The organism is Belnapia rosea, assembly GCF_900101615.1.
In the GTDB taxonomy this organism is placed as follows: domain Bacteria; phylum Pseudomonadota; class Alphaproteobacteria; order Acetobacterales; family Acetobacteraceae; genus Belnapia; species Belnapia rosea.
In genome coordinates, this window is record NZ_FMZX01000023.1 from 25,930 (window position 1) to 43,358 (window position 17,429).

General features: G+C 70.2%; 14 protein-coding genes and 1 tRNA gene. 11 read left to right on the forward strand and 4 right to left on the reverse strand.

What is annotated here, in order from left to right; all coding sequences use genetic code 11:
- Positions 1 to 194 precede the first annotated feature (194 nt).
- The gene (locus BLR02_RS23435; protein ID WP_090664837.1) at positions 195 to 887 is read left to right on the forward strand and encodes a cyclase family protein; all 693 of its coding nucleotides are present in this window, start codon (positions 195 to 197) and stop codon (positions 885 to 887) included.
- A gap of 108 nt (positions 888 to 995) precedes the next feature.
- Complete coding sequence (nhaA, locus tag BLR02_RS23440; protein ID WP_342670592.1) at positions 996 to 2,180, forward strand: Na+/H+ antiporter NhaA; 1,185 nt, start codon at positions 996 to 998, stop codon at positions 2,178 to 2,180.
- Here the strand turns inward: nhaA and BLR02_RS23445 are convergent, their stop codons facing one another.
- A complete protein-coding gene (locus BLR02_RS23445; protein ID WP_176849764.1) occupies positions 2,181 to 3,134 on the reverse strand; it encodes a Bug family tripartite tricarboxylate transporter substrate binding protein in 954 nt (317 codons plus the stop codon).
- Positions 3,135 to 3,252: 118 nt separating this feature from the next.
- Between BLR02_RS23445 and BLR02_RS29735 the strand changes: the two genes are divergently transcribed.
- The 5 genes from BLR02_RS29735 to BLR02_RS23470 all read left to right on the forward strand — a co-directional run bounded on the left by BLR02_RS29735 (position 3,253) and on the right by BLR02_RS23470 (position 7,440).
- Entirely contained in the window at positions 3,253 to 3,759 is a 507-nt protein-coding gene (locus BLR02_RS29735; RefSeq protein ID WP_176849765.1) for a MarR family winged helix-turn-helix transcriptional regulator, read from the forward strand.
- The gene (locus BLR02_RS23455; protein ID WP_090664840.1) at positions 3,756 to 5,228 is read left to right on the forward strand and encodes a 4-hydroxyphenylacetate 3-hydroxylase family protein; all 1,473 of its coding nucleotides are present in this window, start codon (positions 3,756 to 3,758) and stop codon (positions 5,226 to 5,228) included. The genes BLR02_RS29735 and BLR02_RS23455 overlap by 4 nt, the downstream gene beginning before the upstream one ends.
- 92 nt (positions 5,229 to 5,320) lie before the next feature.
- Positions 5,321 to 6,511 (forward strand): ABC transporter substrate-binding protein, encoded by a 1,191-nt coding sequence (locus BLR02_RS23460; protein WP_218128036.1) that lies wholly within the window; start codon positions 5,321 to 5,323, stop codon positions 6,509 to 6,511.
- A gap of 120 nt (positions 6,512 to 6,631) precedes the next feature.
- A tRNA-Leu gene (locus tag BLR02_RS23465) sits at positions 6,632 to 6,717 on the forward strand.
- A gap of 120 nt (positions 6,718 to 6,837) precedes the next feature.
- Positions 6,838 to 7,440: a hypothetical protein gene (locus BLR02_RS23470; protein ID WP_090561293.1), complete on the forward strand. Its 603-nt coding sequence runs from the start codon at positions 6,838 to 6,840 to the stop codon at positions 7,438 to 7,440.
- Positions 7,441 to 7,602: 162 nt separating this feature from the next.
- On the opposite strand, the gene BLR02_RS23475 is transcribed toward BLR02_RS23470, so the two are convergent.
- The gene (locus tag BLR02_RS23475) at positions 7,603 to 8,406 is read right to left on the reverse strand and encodes an SDR family NAD(P)-dependent oxidoreductase (RefSeq protein ID WP_090561291.1); all 804 of its coding nucleotides are present in this window, start codon (positions 8,404 to 8,406) and stop codon (positions 7,603 to 7,605) included.
- 78 nt (positions 8,407 to 8,484) lie between these two features.
- Here BLR02_RS23475 and BLR02_RS23480 point away from each other — a divergent pair, with 78 nt between their 5' ends.
- Positions 8,485 to 8,679, forward strand: coding sequence for a hypothetical protein (locus tag BLR02_RS23480; protein WP_143018258.1), 195 nt, complete (start codon positions 8,485 to 8,487; stop codon positions 8,677 to 8,679).
- A gap of 104 nt (positions 8,680 to 8,783) precedes the next feature.
- On the opposite strand, the gene BLR02_RS23485 is transcribed toward BLR02_RS23480, so the two are convergent.
- Together BLR02_RS23485 and BLR02_RS23490 are read right to left on the reverse strand one after the other, a co-directional pair.
- Positions 8,784 to 9,209, reverse strand: coding sequence for a response regulator (locus tag BLR02_RS23485; RefSeq protein WP_090664842.1), 426 nt, complete (start codon positions 9,207 to 9,209; stop codon positions 8,784 to 8,786).
- Positions 9,210 to 9,564: 355 nt separating this feature from the next.
- Positions 9,565 to 10,293, reverse strand: coding sequence for a transglycosylase (locus BLR02_RS23490; protein ID WP_245704922.1), 729 nt, complete (start codon positions 10,291 to 10,293; stop codon positions 9,565 to 9,567).
- Between the two features lie 220 nt (positions 10,294 to 10,513).
- Between BLR02_RS23490 and BLR02_RS23495 the strand changes: the two genes are divergently transcribed.
- The 3 genes from BLR02_RS23495 to BLR02_RS23510 all read left to right on the forward strand — a co-directional run bounded on the left by BLR02_RS23495 (position 10,514) and on the right by BLR02_RS23510 (position 17,428).
- A complete protein-coding gene (locus BLR02_RS23495; RefSeq protein ID WP_090561285.1) occupies positions 10,514 to 11,503 on the forward strand; it encodes a Bug family tripartite tricarboxylate transporter substrate binding protein in 990 nt (329 codons plus the stop codon).
- Between the two features lie 64 nt (positions 11,504 to 11,567).
- A complete protein-coding gene (locus tag BLR02_RS23500; protein WP_090561283.1) occupies positions 11,568 to 12,401 on the forward strand; it encodes an NADPH-dependent oxidoreductase in 834 nt (277 codons plus the stop codon).
- Positions 12,402 to 12,478: 77 nt separating this feature from the next.
- Positions 12,479 to 17,428, forward strand: coding sequence for a calcium-binding protein (locus BLR02_RS23510; RefSeq protein ID WP_143018259.1), 4,950 nt, complete (start codon positions 12,479 to 12,481; stop codon positions 17,426 to 17,428).
- Position 17,429 lies beyond the last annotated feature (1 nt).

Genomic DNA, 17,429 nt, shown 5'->3' on the forward strand with positions numbered 1-17,429 from the left:
GGGGACCGCTTACAGCAAGACAGCCTCCCGCGCAGGCCCGACCTTATCGCCCGAGCCATGCGCTGGCGGTGCCCGCCGGAGAGGCAGGTACCCACGCTGCGATGCAATGTCGGTGCCAGATGCGGCCGGCGCGTGGATTGCCAGGACGGGAGCGCCGCCCATACTCGCCACCCCACCTGACGAGGGCGCCCACCATGCCGCTGATCGACCTCTCCCGCGAGATCACTCACAAGATGCCGCGGCTGCCGAACCACCCCATGGTCATCATCGCCCCCTTCAGTACCCATGAGGAGAAGCGGGAGGTTGATGGCTACACCTTCTCCTCCGCGGTCATGTCGCTGAACATGGGCGACCATTCCGGCACGCATGTCGATGCGCCGGTGCATTTCGACGAGCGGCCGGGGGCGCGCGGCATCGACGAGATGCCGCTCGAGGATTTCTTCACCGAGGCGGTCTGCCTCGACCTCTCGCACAAGCCGCTCAGGAGCGAGATCTCGGTCGAGGACCTGGAGGCGGCCGAACGCGCCGCGGGCGTCGAGATCCGTCGTGGCGACACGGTTCTTCTGCATATGGACCATTACCGCCGCACCTGGGGGACGGAGGGCTACATCACCGACTTCCCCGGCCTGACCAAGGCCAGCGCCACCTGGCTCGGGCAGAAGGGCATCCGCATGTTCGGGGTGGAGGCGGTGAGCCCGGGCCGGCCGGGGCGGGCCAATTTCGAGGTCCACCATGTCTGCCGCGACATGGGCTTCACCCATATCGAGGGGCTGGTGAATCTGGACAGGCTGGTCGGCCGTGGCCGGTTCCGCTTCATTGGCTTTCCGCTGAAGATCAAGGGCGGCAGCGGCAGCCCGATCCGGGCCGTCGCCTGGATCGAAGGGTGAGTTGCTGGCTGGCGCGATTGTCAGGCGCCTCAGGTTGCACTTTATCCATCTTTCCGTCAGCAGGGCCGGGCCGATTGATGGGACCCTGCCATGCCGGATACGCCAGTGATGCCTGTTTCGCGCCGAGCCCGATCCCTGTTGCGGGACTTCCTCTCGAACAGCGCCTCGGGCGGGATGGTGTTGATGGCAGCGGCGGCGCTCGCCCTCATCATCGCCAATTCGCCGCTGGCCGCCCCGTATTTCGGCGCGCTGGAGACCTATCTCGGCCCGCTCAGCCTGCTGCACTGGATCAATGATGGGCTGATGGCGGTGTTCTTCCTGCTGGTCGGGCTCGAGATCAAGCGGGAGATGCTCGATGGCCAGCTCGCCAGCTGGGGACGGCGCATCCTGCCGGGCTTGGCGGCAGCGGGCGGCATGGCGGCGCCGGCACTGATCTATGTCGCCTTCAATGCGGGGAATGCGACGACGCTCCGCGGCTGGGCCATTCCGGCGGCGACGGATATCGCCTTCGCCCTCGGGGTACTGGCGCTGCTCGGGTCGCGTGTGCCGGCCTCCATGCGCATCTTCCTGACGGCGCTCGCCATCCTCGACGATCTCGGCGCGGTCGCCATCATCGCGGTCTTCTACACCGGCGACATCGCCCTGCCCTATCTCGGCCTCGCCGCGCTGGTGGCCGCGGCCCTGTTCGGGTTGAACAGGGCCGGCGTGGTACGGCTGCTACCCTATCTGCTGCTGGGCGCGGTGCTGTGGTGGCTGACCTTGCGCTCCGGCGTGCATGCGACCGTCGCCGGCGTGGTGCTGGCCTTCACCATCCCGCTGCGCAACCGGCCGGGCGGGGCGGATGACCTCGCCGCCTCACCGCTGCACCGGCTGGAGCATGGGCTGCATGTGCCGGTTGCCTTTGCCATCGTGCCGATCTTCGGTTTCGCCAATGCCGGCGTCTCCTTCGACGGCCTGACGGCGGAAGCGCTGGTCGATCCGCTGACCCTCGGCGTCGCGCTTGGCCTGCTGGTCGGCAAGCTGATCGGCGTATTCGGGGCGGCTGCCGCCGCGATCCGGCTCGGCTGGGCGGAGATGCCGACGGGCGCCGGCTGGATGCACCTGCTCGGCACCGCCCTGCTCTGTGGCATCGGCTTCACCATGAGCCTCTTCATCGGCATGCTCGCCTTCGAGGGGGAGCCGCTGCTGCAGGCCGAGGTGAAGATCGGCATCCTCATCGGCTCGATGCTGGCCGGGCTGGCGGGCGCCTCGGTGCTGCGCCTGGCACCGCGACGGGAGGCGCAGCCCGGCTGATCAGCCGGGCTCCAGCCCCGCCTCCTTGGCACGGGCTGTTAGTTCCTCGATCTGGGCGCGGAGGAAGGTCCGGAACTCCTCCGGCGTCGAGCCACGGGGCACATAGCCGAGGCGGCCGACCTTCGCGATGAAGTCCGGCGCGGCCAGCGCCTTGTTCATCGCCGCATTGGCGCGGGCGATGATGGGCGCCGGCGTCGCCGCCGGCGCGGCCATGCCGAACCAGGCGGAGAGCCCGTAGCCCGGCAGCAGGCTCGCCGCCGGCGGGATCTCCGGCGCCAGGGGGAAGGGCTGCGGCGAAGTGACGGCCAGCGCCCGCACCTTCCCCTCCCGAACCTGCGGCATGCCGGCGGCGAAATCGGTCCAGGTGCTGTCGATACGGCCGGCGATGACATCGGTCAGCGCCTCCGGCCCACCGCGATAGGGCACCGCCGTCATCTCGACGCCACCCATGCGGGCCAGGGTGGCCGAGGCGATCAGGGCGCTGGAATTGCCATGGCTGAAGGTGAGCGGGCGGCGCTTCGCCAGGTCGAGGAAGCCGCGCAGGTCACGCGCCGGGCTCTCGGCCGGGACGACCAGGACATAGGCGGTCTCGGCGACGAAGCCGATCGGGGTGAAATCCTTCAGCGGATCATAGGACAGGCGGGGGACGAGATAGGTGTTCAGTGCGCCGTTCGTCGTGCTCAGCACGCACCAGGTGAGGCCATCGGGCGCTGAGCGGGCGACGCTGTCGGTGCCCACGACACCACTGCCGCCCGGCCGGTTGTCGACGATGACCGGCTGGCCGAGCTCGCGGCCCAGCGGCTCGGCGAGGTGGCGCATGAGCGTGTCGGTCACGCTGCCGGCCGGGAAGGCGACGACGAGACGCACCGGGCGGTCGGGCCAGGCAGGTTGCGCCTGCGCCAGGGCGGGCAACAGGGCAGGCGCGGCAAGCAGGGCCCGGCGGGAGATGGTCATCCAATTTCCTCCGATCATTCCTTGGAGGCGACTGAACAATGCGCGCCGGGTACTGGCAAGGCTTGCGGCACCGAGACGAAATTCGCTAAGCTACTTAGCGACCCTTGACGGAGCACCGATGGCAGCGACGGTCACCCGCCCGGCCCTGATGCCCGATGGCACGGACCGGGAATTTCGGGTCTTCGTGCATGAACTCCTCGCCTTCGCCGACCGGCTGACCTCGGTCCGGGCAGGTTTCGCCGCGCGGATCGGCCTGCCGGGGGCGGCCTATACCCTGCTGATCGCCCTGGCCCGGCTGGAGGCGGAGGCGCCAGGGATCGCGGCGCTGGCGGCGCATCTGCATGTCTCGACCGCCTTCGTCACCACCGAGATGGCGCGCCTGCAACGCCTCGGCTTCGTCCAGAAGCGGCCGCATCCGAGCGATGGGCGGCGGGTGGTGCTCTCCGTCACCCCGGCGGGGCGGGCGGCGCTGGCGCGGCTGGCGCCGGTCCAGGCGCCGGTAAATGACGCGCTCTTTGCCGCGCTCGACGCCGATGATTTTCGGCGCCTTGCCACCCTGCTGCCCCGGATGGTGGCGGATGGCGATGCGGCGCTTGCCCTGATCGAGCGGGAGGATGCCGCATGACCCCGAAGACCGGCCGCGACCATCTAGAGAGCCTGCGCGACGGGCGGGCGCTGCATTATCGCGGGGAGCGGGTGGCGGATGTCACCGCGCATCCGGCCTTCCGCCAGGCAGTGGCGACGGCGGCCGGCCTCTTCGACCTGAATGCCGATCCGGCGCTGCAGGAGCTGCTGACCTTCAGGAGCCCGGAGACCGGCCGCCCCGTCTCCCGCATGTGGGAGCTGCCGGAGAGCCGGGAGGTGCTGGTGCACCGGCGCATGGCGCTGGAGCGCTGGGCGGAGAGCCATTGCGGCTTCCTCGGCCGTTCGCCGGACCATGTCGCCTCCTGCATCTCCGGCATGGTGATGGGGATCGAGGCCTTCGATGCGCGGGCGGCAGGGGCACTGCAGGACTACTACCGCTACGCCCGGGACAATGACCTCTACCTGACCTACGCCATCATCAACCCGCAGGCCGATCGCGGCCAGGGCGCGGCCGGCCAAGCCGAGGACCTGGTGCTGCGGCTGGTGGACCAGGATGCCGGCGGCATCACCGTGCGTGGCGCCAAGATGCTGGCGACCAGCGCGATCATGGCGAATGAGGTCTTCGTTTCCTGCATCCAGCCGCTGCAGGCGGGCGCCGACGAGCCCTTCGCCCTCTCCTTCGTCATCCCGATGAGCCAGCCGGGGCTGAGGATCCTCTCGCGCAAGTCCTACGAGGCGGAGGCGGTGAGCGTCTTCGACAACCCGCTGGCCAGCCGCTACGACGAGAACGACGCGGTGCTGTGGTTCGAGGATGTGCGGGTGCCGTGGGAGCGGGTGTTCGTCGCCGGCGACACCGCCCTGTGCGGCAGGCAGTTCCATGCGACGCCGGCGCATGTCTACCAGAACTACCAGTCGCAGGTGCGGCTGATGGTGAAGCTGCGCTTCCTGGCCGGGCTCGGCCGCCGGATCGCCGAGGTGAACGGGACGCTCGGCTTCCCGCAGGTGCGGGAGATGCTCGGGCAGCTCGCAGCCGAGGCGGCGATGGTCGAGGGCATGGTCGCCGGGATGGAGGCGAAGGGCCATTTCCACGGGCACTACTTCATTCCAGACCGGCACCTGCTCTATGCGGCCCAGGTGCTGACGCAGCAGCTCTACGGCAAGGTGGTCGGCACGCTGCGCGAGCTGGCGGGAGGCGGGATGATCATGCTGCCCTCGGGCATCGAGGATTTCGCCGATCCCGAGCTGCGCGCCATCATCGGGCGGACGCAGCGCTCGCCCGCCGTCGCGCCGGAGGAGCGGGTGAAGTTCTTCCGCCTTGCCTGGGATGCGGTGGGGAGCGAATTCGCCTCCCGTCATGCGCAGTACGAGTTGTTCTATGCGGGGGCTCCCTTCGTGCCGAAGGGCCATTCATTCCGCAGCTATGATTGGGGGCGCGCCACGGGCATGGTGGATGGCGTACTCTCGGGCTATGGGCTCGACGCGCCGGCGCTGAAGACGGCGCCGGAGTAGCCTGAACGGGCACCGCAGCCGCGGCGGTGCCCCAAGACCAACAAGCGGCAGCCACGGCAGGCTTCTGGACGACGAGGTTTGGGGCGATGCGGATGGGGTTTTGGCTGGCAGCCATGCTGGCGCTGGCGGTGCCTGCACGGGCGCAATTCACCGACAACATGGTGCGCATCGGCGTGCTGAACGACCAGACCGGCCTCTTCGCCGACCTGGCGGGGCCCGGCTCGGTCGAGGCGGCGCGCATGGCGGTCGCGGATTTCGGCGGGCAGGTGCTCGGCCGGCCGATCGAGGTGGTCGCCGGCGACCACCAGAACAAGCCGGATGTCGGCACGGCGCTGGCGCGGCGCTGGTACGACCAGGACCGCATCGACGTCATCATGGACCTGCCGAATTCAGGTATAGCGCTGGCGGTGCAGCAGGTGGCACGGGAGAAGCAGCGGCTGGTGATCTTCAGCTCCGCCGCCGTCTCCGACCTGACGGGCAAGGCCTGCTCGCCCTATGGCATCCATTGGGCCTTCGACAGCTATGCGCTCGCCACCAGCACCGGCAACGCCGTGCTGCGCCGGGGCGGCGACAGCTGGTTCTTCCTCACCGTCGACTACGCCGTGGGCCATGCCTTCGAGCGGGATACGGGCACGGTGGTGCGCGCCAATGGCGGGCGGGTGGTCGGCAATGTCCGGCATCCACTGAACACGGCGGATTTCTCCTCCTTCCTGCTGCAGGCCCAGGCCTCGCGCGCCAAGGTGATCGCCTTCGCCAATGCGGGCGGCGACCTGTCCAACTCCATCAAGCAGGCGGCGAGCTTCGGGCTGTTCCGCAGCATGACGCCGGTCGGCATCATGGTCTTCCTCACCGACATCCACGCGATCGGCCTGCAGGATGCGCAGGGGCTGATGCTGACCGAGAGCTTCTACTGGGACATGAACGAGGAGGCGCGCAGCTGGTCCCGCCGCTTCTTCGAGACGATGCGTCGCATGCCGACCATGCCGCAGGCCGGCGTCTATACCGCGACGCTGCACTATCTCCGCGCCATCCAGGCGGCCGGGACGGATGATGCCGACAAGGTGGCGGCGCAGATGCGCGCCATGCCGATCAACGATTTCATGACCCGGGAGGGGCGCATCCGCGAGGATGGCCGGGTGCTGAGGGACTTCACGCTGTTCCAGGTGAAGTCGCCGGCCGAGAGCACCGGCCCATGGGATTACTACCGCAGCGTCGCCACCATCCCGGCCGAGGTCGCGGCGCGGCCGCTGGACGAGAGCGAGTGCCCGCTGGTACGGCGCTGAAGTCGCGGCGCCCCGGAGGCCGAGGGGCGGGCGTGGGTCATGGCATGGGGGCCTTGGGCGCCGGATCGGGTGCCCCCCGCTTCGCAGCGGCGGGCCATTCGTGCTATGCTTCGGGGCGCTGGGGGCGTGGTGGAATGGTAGACGCAGGGGACTCAAAATCCCCCGGCCGCGAGGCCTTGCCGGTTCGAGTCCGGCCGCCCCTACCACCGCGCCATTAACCCCGCTTCAACCCTCCTTGAGCCAACCTCCCTGAGCGGCATGTGAAGCATGACATGCCGATTTGTGACGCAAGATCGTCACAAGAGACTCTGGTGGGAAACGCGCATATGGCGACCGATACGATCCGCAGCGGCCTCCGCTTTGGCCGTCTGGTGGTATCGCATGAGGACACCCCGTATTTCTGGCGCGGCCGATTCGCCCGGCGCCGCTGGCTCTGCGATTGTGCCTGCGGCGGCAGCGCCACGGTGCGTGAGGACAGGCTGAAGGCCGGCACCACGCTGAGCTGTGGCTGCCTGCGCGACGATGCCTCGCGGGAGCGGCAGTTCCGTCATGGCGGCAAGTCCGGCGGGCGGGTGGCACCCGAGTACCATGTCTGGCAGGGCCTGCTGCACCGGCAGCAGGAGGCCTCGGTCTGCCGCCGCTGGCGGGCCTCCGGCGGGCGCGGCTATGCCGCATTCTTGGAGGATCTCGGCCCGCGGCCGAGCCCCGAGCACCGACTGGTACGGCTCAACGAATCGCGCGGCTTCTCACCGGCCAACTGCGCCTGGGAACATGCGCCACCGCGCCGTGGCACGCCGCGGCATTTCATCCCCTATCGCGGGCGCATGGTGAGCCTCTCCGCCGCCGCGGCGGCTACCGGCATCGACTACCGCCGGCTCTGCAAGCGGCTCGAGCGCGGCTGGTCGCCAGCCGAGGCACTGCGGCCCTGAGCCGCAGCTGGTCGCCAGCCGAGGCACTGCGGCCCTGAGCCGCAGCTGGCACGGCCGGACCCAAAGCGGCTTCCGTTCGCATCGGCTCACGGAAGCCGCTCCAGCTTGTTGCCTGGTCGAGCAAGTATCTCCTGTCAGGCGATTCCCTGATAGGAGCTTACTCTAAACAGGCCCCGCCGCCGTGAAGCCGCCATCCACGGCGAGCTCGGTGCCGGTGATGTACTTCGCCTCGTCGGAGACGAGGAAGAGCACGGCATGGGCCACGTCCCAGCCGCTGCCCATATGACCGACCGGCACGCTGGCATGGCGCCTGGCGATCAGCGCCTCCGCATCATTGGCGCCGAGCTGGCGGACCAGGCGATGCTCCACCAGCGGCGTGTGCATCAGCCCGGGGATCACCGTGTTGCAGCGGATACCCCGGCGCGCATAGCCCATGGCGACGGATTTCGAGAAGGCGATGACGCCGGCCTTGCTGGCCGAATAGCCGCTATGGATTCGCCCTGCCCCCATGCGCAGCGCGGCGACGGAGGAGATGTTCACGACCGCCCCGCCGCCCTGCGCCTCCATCACCGGCAGCACGTATTTGCAGCCGAGGAACGGGGTTTTCAGGTTGAAGTCGATCTGGCGGTCCCAGACCTCCTCCGGCATGTCCACCGGCCCGCCGGGATGCGAGCCGCCGACATTGTTCACCAGGATGTCGATGCGGCCGAAACGCGCGAGGCAGGCGGCGACGGCGGCCTCGACCGCCTCGGCGACCAGCATGTCGCAGACATGGGTGGCGCAGATGCCGCCCTCGCCCTCGATGATCGCCGCCGTCTCGGCGACCGCCGCGGGTTCGATGTCGAGGGCGAAGACCTGAGCGCCCTGCCGGGCCAGCAGCACCGCCGTTGCCTTGCCATTGCCCCAGCCCGGGCCGACCGAGCCCGCGCCGGTCACGAAGGCGACCTTCCCTGTCAGATCGAGCATCTCTCCCCCCTTTTGCTTCGATGAACTTCCGTGCCGGTCAGGCGATGAAGCAGCCATCGTATCGTGAAAGAGGATTGCATGCCGACCCTGCTGCGACTGCTGATCATCCCTGCCCTGCTGATGATGTCGCTCGCTGCCTGCGAGCGTTCGGGTCCCGCGGAGCGGGCTGGGCGCAGCCTCGACCGTGCCGGCGAGCGGGTGCGGGACACCGTGGACCCGCCGCGCGGCCCGGTGGAGCGGCTGGGCCGGTCAGTGGACCGGGCGGTAAACTAAGGAGGCTCGAGGCACCGGGCGCCAGAGCAAGCCCCGATCAGGTGGAATCACCTGGTCGGAAGGCTTTGCGCGATCGGACAGCAAGCAGGGCGAGCAAAGCCGTTCTAGATACGGCGGTCGAGCCCCAGGCGCTCCGGCCGGATCTGGCCATGGGTGGGCTCGGCTCCCATCAAATCGGAGATCACCGCGGCAGCCAGGGTCGGGGTGAAGGGCTTGGCGATGAAGCGTGAGCCTGGCACCTGCTGCTTTGGTTCGGCCCGGCTGTAACGTCCCGAGGCATAGATGATCGGCAGGCCAGCACGGATCACGCGTGCGGCGCGGGCCAGGGCAAAACCATCCGAACCGCCCGGCAGGTTGATGTCCGTCAGCATCAGGTCGATCTCGGGATGGTCGCAGAGGATAGACAGTGCCGCCCTCGCGTCCTCCGCCTCCAGCACCTCGAAGCCAAGATCGCCCAGGGCATCCACAAGGGTGAGACGAACCAGGAAGTCGTCCTCGACAATCAGCAAAACAGATTGGTGACCGCGCATAAATAAGGTTCCTTGCCCCGTCTATGCGAAGACCCGAAGCCTGATTGCGTTGCCCGCCGCCGCTGTGACGAGCGCGTTACACGGCGCACGAAAATGCGCTCCTCATCCTGTAGTCGCATGTCAGGGCCTGAAGGAAACCCGCACAAATCGCCCGACAGAATTGTCGTTACATTTCGCCGCTCAAGTATTGGACCTCCGGAAGAATGCCGAGTGCGATATTGTTGCGATATAGGATATGAAATTTCATTAGCCAGGACAAGCTTTACCCGCCAATTTCTGACGGAGTTCCGATGCTTTCATGAAAGAGATGATCGCAACAGGCGCGCGGAGGCACGCCATCGGCGACGGATAATGCCTAGTTCGAGGCGTCCTGCATTTCGGCGACTTCGAGCAGCGCCGCGCCGTTACGCCGGGCTTCGATCGTCTCGCCGTGCCGGCAGGCTTGGCCCTGCAGGAGAGCCGAGCCAGGCGCGGTCACCTCGAGCTTGGCGCGGACGCGGCAGACCACCCGCTGCGCGCTGGCCGAGGAGCCGCCATGCCAGCGCCGGATCGCCTCCACCCAGGTGCCGGTCTCGACATACCAGCGGCGAAGCAAGCCGCCGGCCCAATCCGTGGAGCGCACCGGGTCAAGCGGCCAGTCGGAGCCGCGCGCATGCACCCGTGCATTCACCTGGACGCAGCCGGCCATGACGCTGTGCCGGGCGGGCACCTGGGCGAGCAGCCGGCGCGCGGTGGACAGATCCTCCGGATACTGGGCCCGGCCGCCGATGCTGAGAGCATGGGCGTGGAGCCCGCTCTCCGACAAGGCAACAGCCACCAGCAAGCCCTGCGGCAGGCCATGCACCCTTTCAGCCCTGCGTGCGGCGGCGAGGCAGGCGCCACGCGGCGAAGCCAGGGACGTCGCCGGCAGGGGTGCCGGCAATAATTCCTGAGGCGCGTCCGGCAGTCTCGGACCGGCCGCTGCGACCAGCGTCCCGGCCCGGCCGCCCTCGCGTGGCGGGGTGCGGGCGAAGGCCTCGGCAAAGGGAAGGGCCAGCATCGCCGCCATCAGGGCAATACTCCCCCGCCGCATGGCACCTGCCATGCGGTTTTCCCCCGAAGGGAGGGCGCCCCGCGCATCACACGGGAACGCCGCTGAGGGTCGCCGGGAGTTGCCTGCCGGCGTGCCGTTCGCGGACGTCATGCCCCGGCGTTAGCATGGGCCGGAAGGATTGCGCAACATGGCGTGATCGAGGAACGGGCTGTGCCGGCCCTGAGACGGCCCCATTTGCGGCCCAGGCTCCTGCTGCCGGGAGACATCCAATATGCCGCAGCTTACGCGCCGCGCCCTGACCGCCGGCCTCGCCGCCACCTTGTTGCCTTGGAGCGCCCGGGCCCAGCCCGCCTATCCTGAACGGCCGGTGACCCTGATCGTGCCCTTTTCCGCCGGCGGGGCCGCCGATATTGCCGGGCGCACCCTGGCGGCCCATGCGCCACGCCATTTGCCCGCCCCCTCCGCCGGGATGGTGGTGGAGAATCGCACCGGCGCCTCGGGCGCGGTCGGCACCGGCTTCGTCGCCCGCGCCAAGCCGGATGGGCAGACCTTGCTGCTGGCCCGCATCGGCTCTTCCGCCATCCTGCCGGCGACCGACCCGCGTACGCCCTATGCCTGGGACGAGTTCTCCATGCTCGGCCTGCTGGACGAGAACCCCTTCGTGGTCTGCGTCCCGGCCACCTCGTCCTGGAAGACGCTCGGCGAGCTCGCCGCGGCGTTGCGCGAGGGGCCGGGGCGGCTGAATTTCGCCACCACCGGGCCGGCGACGCTGCTCGATCTCGGCGTGCGGCATCTCTTCGCCAGCCTGGGCCTGCCGATCGACGCCGGGGTCGCCATCCCCTTCCGCGGCGGGGCGGATGCGGTGGCGGCGGTGCTTGGCGGCCAGGCCCAGTTCATCGGCAACAACCTGAGCGACATGGCGGGAGCCATCGCGGGCGGCCAGCTTCGCGCCCTGGTGGTCGGCACGGCGGATCGGCTGCCCTCCCTGCCTGGCGTGCCGACGGCGCGGGAGGCGGATGTCGAGCCGCTCGCGCGCATCGCCGGCTGGAACGCGCTGTTCGGCCCGCCCGGCCTGCCGGAGCCCGTGATCGCGGCCTGGGCAGGCGCCATCGCCCGGCTGCGGCAGGACCGGGACTGGCTGGCGGCGACACGGCGGGTGGGCTCCATCCCCCGGCTGCTCGAGCCGGACGAGACGCGCGAATATGTCCGGGCGCAGGTCGCGCTCTACCGCGAACTGGCGAAGCGGCTCGGTCTGGTCTGACCTGGGGGCGGTCTTGCCGGTCGGTCCCGGGGGATTACCCTGGCGGCCGAAATGGAGACCGCCCATGGATAGCCTGACCCCTACCGCCGCCGGCAAGACCGAGGCGCTGGCCGCCCGCTATGGCCGTGATGCCATTCCTCCCGCCGGGCCATGGAACGAGACGATCGCCGGGATGCTCGGCCATCGTTCCGTCCGCGCCTACCGGCCCGACCCGGTTCCGGAGGGAACGCTGGAGACGCTGGTGGCCGCCGCCTCCTCCGCCGCCACCTCATCCAACCTGCAGACCTGGTCGGTGGTCGCGGTGCGGGACCCGGCGACGCTCGCGGCGCTGGCCGAGGTGGCGAGCGGGCAGAAGCACATCCGGCAATGCCCCCTCTTCCTCGTCTGGGTCGCCGACCTCTCGCGCAATGCCCGGCTGGGCGAGGCGGAGGGCGTGACGCTGGAGGGCCTGCCCTATTTCGAGAGCTTCCTGGTCGCCGCAGTCGATGCGGCGCTGGCGGCGCAGAATGCGGTGGTCGCAGCGGAATCCCTCGGCCTCTCGACCGTCTATATCGGCGCGCTGCGGAATGACGTGGAGCGGGTGGCCGGGCTGCTCGGCCTGCCGCCGGGGGCGGTCGGCGTCTTCGGCCTTTGCGTGGGCTATGCCGCCAACCCCGGCGAGGTGAAGCCGCGGCTGCCGCAGGCGACCGTGCTGCACCATGAACGCTACGGCACGGATGCCGAGGCGGCGCAGCGCGCCGCCTATGACGACCTGCTCCGCGATTTCTCGGCCCGCAACGAGATGGGGCCGGAGACCTGGACGCGGCGCGTGATCAATCGGATCGGCACGCTGAAGGCCATGGCCGGCCGGGACCGGCTGGCGGCAGCGATGCGGGCCCTCGGCTTCCCGCTGCGATAGGAGAGCCTTTCTTAAGCTGGGGCAGCTAGACCAGCCCGACCGGCCCAGCCGATGCACGGCAGGCCGGCGAGGGTTCCATGGCGACGCTCACCGGCACGGCGGATGCGGATCTGCTGCAAGGCACGGCGGGGAATGACAGCCTCTCCGGCCTGGGCGGGGACGATACCCTGCTGGGCGGCGCCGGGCAGGACAGCCTCGATGGCGGGGCAGGCAGCGACCGGGCGGTGGTCGACCGCGCCTCCAGCACCCTTGCCCTCTCCGTCTACATGCTGGCGCCCGGCTTCGTCAGCCAGATCGCCGGTACGGCCATGATGGGAGTGGAGCATCTCAGCCTCACCGCCGGCAGCGGCGATGACGGGCTGGTGGGTGGCACGGGCCATGACAGCCTGGCGGGCGGCGCCGGGAACGATGCGCTGCAGGGTGGCGCCGGGGCGGATACGCTGCTCGGCGGCGATGGCGCCGATACCCTGCTCGGCGGCGCCGGGGCCGACCTGCTGGCCGGCGGGGCGGGGGCCGACCGCTTCATCCTCCAGGGCAGCGGCGGGCTCGACAGCAGCCTCGCCGCAATGGATCGCATCACCGACGTCAACGCCGCCGAAGGCGACCTGCTGGTGCTGCGCGGCGAGGCCATCGGCACCGGGTTGCTGCCATTGGCCTCCGGTTTCTTTGCCCTGTCGGGCCAGGCCGGCCTGCCGGTGGGGTTCGGTGGGTCGCTTGCGGCGCGGGCCGCACCGGTGGCCGGCATGGCGCTGCCCGAGGCGACCGGCGGCCAGGGCCTCACCCTGTACTGGCAACCGGGCACCGCGGCCGGCGGCTGGCTGCTGCTCGACCTCGACCGGGACGGGCTGCTCGGCCAGGCCGATCTGGCCGTAGGGGTCGATCTCCCCGCGGGGCAGGCGATCAGCACGGCGAATTTCCTGCCCGGCACCTTCTCCGGCCTCGGCACCACGGCGGCGGACAGCCTGGCCGGCACCGCCGGGGCGGACCGCCTCTTCGGCTTCGCCGGCGGGGATACCCTGGCCGGGCTCGATGGCGACGATACCCTCACCGGCGACGCGGGGGCGGACAGCCTGCTCGGCGGCACAGGCTTCGACAGCCTGGTGGGTGGCGAAGGGGATGACACGCTCGACGGAGGAGCCGGCACCGACCTGCTCGATGGGGGTGCCGGCCAGGATCTGCTGCTGGGCGGCGAGGGGGATGATCTGCTGCTGGGCGCGGCGGGTGATGACTGGCTGCAGGGCGGCGCCGGCAATGACAGCCTCCAGGGCAGCTTCGGCGCCGATCGGCTGGAGGGTGGCGCGGGGGCCGATACGCTGCTGCTCCAGGGCATGGGCCAGGCGAGCTGGTCCGGCCTCGCCGCCATGGACACGGTGCTCGGCTTCAGCCGGGCGGAGGGAGACCGGCTGCGCGTCAGCAATGCCTGGTTCGGCCGGGCCGATGGTGTCGGCGCGGATGCGGGCACCTATACCGGGGCAGATGGCATCGCCCGGCCGCTGCTGTTCAACGGCAGCAGCGGCGCCGCCATCGCCGCGCCCATAGCCGGCCTTGCCCTGCCGGCACAGCCGCTCGACGCCTATCAGATCACCTGGCTGCCCGGCGAGGCTGGCGGCTGGATGGTGCTCGACCTCGACCGCAATGCCCGGCTGGATGCGACGGACCTCATCATCCGGCTCGACGGGACGGCCACGCTCAGGACGGCGGATTTCATCGACGGCACCTTCCTGACGCTCGCCGGCGGCCATGTGCTGGCCGGCACGGCGGGGAATGACAGCCTGCAGGGCGGCAGCCTGGCCGAGACCTTCCTCGGCAGCCTCGGCAATGACCGCATCGCCGGCGGGGCGGGGGCAGGCAATGCGCTGAGCTATGACGGGCTGGCCGGCCCGGTTGCCGTCCGCATCGGCGGCTATGCCATGGGCACCGCGCTGAAACCGGGGAGCCACAGCGACAGCTTCACCGACATCCAGGTCGTCGCCGGCACGGCCGGAGCCGACACGCTCGATGCCGGCGGGGCGAGCCCGGGCTTTTTCGCCCTGAGCCTCGAGGGACGGGCGGGGGCCGACCTCATCATCGGCAACGGCACCACGGCCGTGCAGGTCTCCTACGCGACAAGCCCCACGGCCATCGCCATCGACCTTCAGGGAGGCGGCGTGGCGGATGGCTGGGGCAGCACCGATACGCTGGTGGAGATCCGCAGGGTCGCGGCGCTCTCCGCCCATGGCGATACGGTGCTGGGCTCCGCCTGGGATGACCTGTTCCTTTCCGGGCGCAACGGCAACAAGAGCTTCGACGGGCGCGCCGGCCGGGATGAATGGCGCTATGCCGGGGACGGTGCCATCACCGTCGTGCTGTATCCCAGCACGGTCGGCGGCTTCGCCCAGGGCGCTTATGTATTGAAGCCGGGCGGCACGGACCGGCTGAGCGGGATCGAGATCGTCACCGGCGGGACGGGCGATGACCGCATCACCGGCTCGGCGGCGGAGGAGCGGCTGACCGGCGGCGCCGGCAACGACACGCTCGATGGCGGCGGCGGCTTCGATACCGTCAGCTACGACGGCGGCGGGCTCGTGACCCAGGGCGTGGTGGTGGACCTCTCCGCCGGAACGGGCACCGATCCCTGGGGCGGCGTGGATCTGCTGCAGGCCATCGAATCCGCCTGGGGCACGCAACTCGGCGACGATCTGACGGGCCTCGCCACCGGCGCCTATACCTGGCTGCGCGGCCTCGCCGGGAATGACACGCTGCGGGCACCCTCCGCCGGCACCTGGGTCGGCGCCGACTATGCGGGCGACCCGGCCGGCATCGCCGCCGACCTTGCAGCAGGCCTGGTGCGGGATGGCTGGGGCGGCACCGACCGGCTCGCCGCCATCGGCCTGGTCCGCGGCTCGGCCCATGCCGATACCCTCGCCGGCGGTGCGGAGACGGAGACGCTGGTCGGCGGGGCAGGCGATGACCTCTACCGGGCCGGCGCCGGCGACGTGGTCGTGGAAGCACCGGGCGAGGGCCACGACACCATCATCGCCGGTTTGAGCTGGGCGCTGCAGGCGCATGTCGAGGCCCTGATGCTGGACGCATCGGCCGGCGATGCCAGCGGCTGGGGCAATGAGCTCGACAACCTCCTGGCCGGCAATGCCGGTGCCAATGCCCTTGATGGCGGCACGGGCGCAGACCGGCTGCAGGGCGGCGGGGGGGCGGATACGCTCTATGGCAGCGCCGGCGACGACCTGCTGCTGGGGGAGGCCGGCCACGACGTCCTCCTCGGCGGACCGGGCACCGATACCCTCCGCGGCGGCGAGGGCGACGACATCGTCATCGCCGAGGCGGATGGCCGCGTCACCGCCACCCTGCTGCTGGAAACCGGGGAGGCCACGCCGCACCTCATCCGCCTCACCGGCATCGCCACCACGGATGACAGCGTCGAAGGCGGGGCCGGCTATGACCGCTGGCTCGCCGCCGCCTCAGGGCTGCTGCTCGATCTGCGGGAACGGCCGCGGGCGATGCTCGGCATGGAGGAGGTGATCGGCTCCGACGGTGCCGATGTGCTGCTGCTGGCGTCGGGGCAGGCGCCGGCCAGCCTCTTCGGCGGGGTGGGGGATGATACGCTCGGCGGTACAGAGGGCGCGGACCGGCTCGATGGCGGCGATGGTCAGGATCTTCTGGCAGGCCAGGGCGGCGGGGATACCCTGCTCGGTGCGTCGGGTGCGGATACGCTGCTGGGTGGCGCCGGGGCGGATTGGCTCGAGGGCGGCGAGGCCGACGATCTGCTGAACGGCGGAGACGGCGAGGATACGCTGCAGGGCGGGGCGGGCGAGGATCTGCTGCTCGGCGGTGCAGGGCGGGACCTGCTCGATGGCCATGGCGGCCGGAACAGCCTGGATGGCGGCGCGGATGACGACACGCTGATCTCCGGCGACTGGGATGCGGCGCTGGAGGGCGGCGAGGGCGATGACCTGGCCTGGATCGGCCGTGGCTTCAGCCAATCCGGCCTCGTTCTTGACATGCCGGCGGGCATGATCAGCGATGGCGCCCGGACCACGCTGCTGCGGGGCCTGGAGCGTCTGGAGGTCACCGGTGGCGCAGGGGCGGACCGGCTGATCGCTGGGGCCGGGGCGGATAGCCTGGCCGGTGGCGCGGGCGATGATACGCTCGATGGCGGCGCCGGAGCCGATCGGCTGGCCGGCGGGGCCGGCGACGACCTTTTCCACCTCGACCAGGCCGGGGATCGCGCCATCGAGGCTGCAGGCGAAGGGCGGGATACGGTCATCGCCTCGTTCGGTTACGCGCTTCCGGCGCATGTCGAGGCCCTGGTGCTGACGTCAAGGGCGTTGCGGGGCAGCGGCAACGCGCTGGACAACACGATCACCGGGACGGATGGGCCGAACATCCTCGCGGGTGGCGAGGGCGACGATACGCTGATCGGCGGTGGCGGAGCCGACCGTCTGATCGGAGGTCGGGGAAATGACAGTTTGGACGGCGCCTCCGGCCTCGGCGAAATGGATTGGCTGGCGGGCGGCGCGGGCGATGACAGCTATCGGGTGGATACCGCCCAGGACGTCGTCAACGAGGCATTCGGCGAAGGCAACGACACCGTCTACGCCGCTATCGATGCCGGCAGCTATACCTTGCCGGCCCAAATGGAGGCGCTGGTGCTGCTGGGCACCACCCGCCTCGGTCAGGGCAATGCATTGGACAATGCGCTGGCCGGCAACGCCGCGGCCAATTGGCTGCTGGGCGGCGCCGGGGCGGACAGGCTCGATGGCGGCGGCGGCAATGATGTGCTGTTCGGCGGGGCGGGGGCGGACCTTTTCGTCCTGCGCCCCGGCATGGGGATGGACCGAATCGGGGATTTCACCCCCGGCCAGGACCAAATCAGCCTCGCTGGCTTCGGCATCGCCAGCCTGGTCCTGCTGCTGGCGGCGACCACCGACCATGCCGGCGCCGCCATCATCGGTTTCGGCGGCGGGGACAGCATCACCCTCGCCGGCATCGGCAAGTCGTCGCTCGCTGTGGGCGACTTCTTGCTCGGCTGAG

Excerpts from the sequence above, each read along its gene's own strand:
- BLR02_RS23435 (WP_090664837.1), top strand. The coding sequence starts at position 195 with ATGCCGCTGATCGACCTCTCCCGCGAGATCACTCACAAGATGCCGCGG.
- nhaA (WP_342670592.1), top strand. The coding sequence starts at position 996 with ATGCCTGTTTCGCGCCGAGCCCGATCCCTGTTGCGGGACTTCCTCTCG.
- BLR02_RS23445 (WP_176849764.1), bottom strand. The coding sequence starts at position 3,134 with ATGACCATCTCCCGCCGGGCCCTGCTTGCCGCGCCTGCCCTGTTGCCC.
- BLR02_RS29735 (WP_176849765.1), top strand. The coding sequence starts at position 3,253 with ATGGCAGCGACGGTCACCCGCCCGGCCCTGATGCCCGATGGCACGGAC.
- BLR02_RS23455 (WP_090664840.1), top strand. The coding sequence starts at position 3,756 with ATGACCCCGAAGACCGGCCGCGACCATCTAGAGAGCCTGCGCGACGGG.
- BLR02_RS23460 (WP_218128036.1), top strand. The coding sequence starts at position 5,321 with ATGGGGTTTTGGCTGGCAGCCATGCTGGCGCTGGCGGTGCCTGCACGG.
- BLR02_RS23470 (WP_090561293.1), top strand. The coding sequence starts at position 6,838 with ATGGCGACCGATACGATCCGCAGCGGCCTCCGCTTTGGCCGTCTGGTG.
- BLR02_RS23475 (WP_090561291.1), bottom strand. The coding sequence starts at position 8,406 with ATGCTCGATCTGACAGGGAAGGTCGCCTTCGTGACCGGCGCGGGCTCG.
- BLR02_RS23480 (WP_143018258.1), top strand. The coding sequence starts at position 8,485 with ATGCCGACCCTGCTGCGACTGCTGATCATCCCTGCCCTGCTGATGATG.
- BLR02_RS23485 (WP_090664842.1), bottom strand. The coding sequence starts at position 9,209 with ATGCGCGGTCACCAATCTGTTTTGCTGATTGTCGAGGACGACTTCCTG.
- BLR02_RS23490 (WP_245704922.1), bottom strand. The coding sequence starts at position 10,293 with ATGGCAGGTGCCATGCGGCGGGGGAGTATTGCCCTGATGGCGGCGATG.
- BLR02_RS23495 (WP_090561285.1), top strand. The coding sequence starts at position 10,514 with ATGCCGCAGCTTACGCGCCGCGCCCTGACCGCCGGCCTCGCCGCCACC.
- BLR02_RS23500 (WP_090561283.1), top strand. The coding sequence starts at position 11,568 with ATGGATAGCCTGACCCCTACCGCCGCCGGCAAGACCGAGGCGCTGGCC.
- BLR02_RS23510 (WP_143018259.1), top strand. The coding sequence starts at position 12,479 with ATGGCGACGCTCACCGGCACGGCGGATGCGGATCTGCTGCAAGGCACG.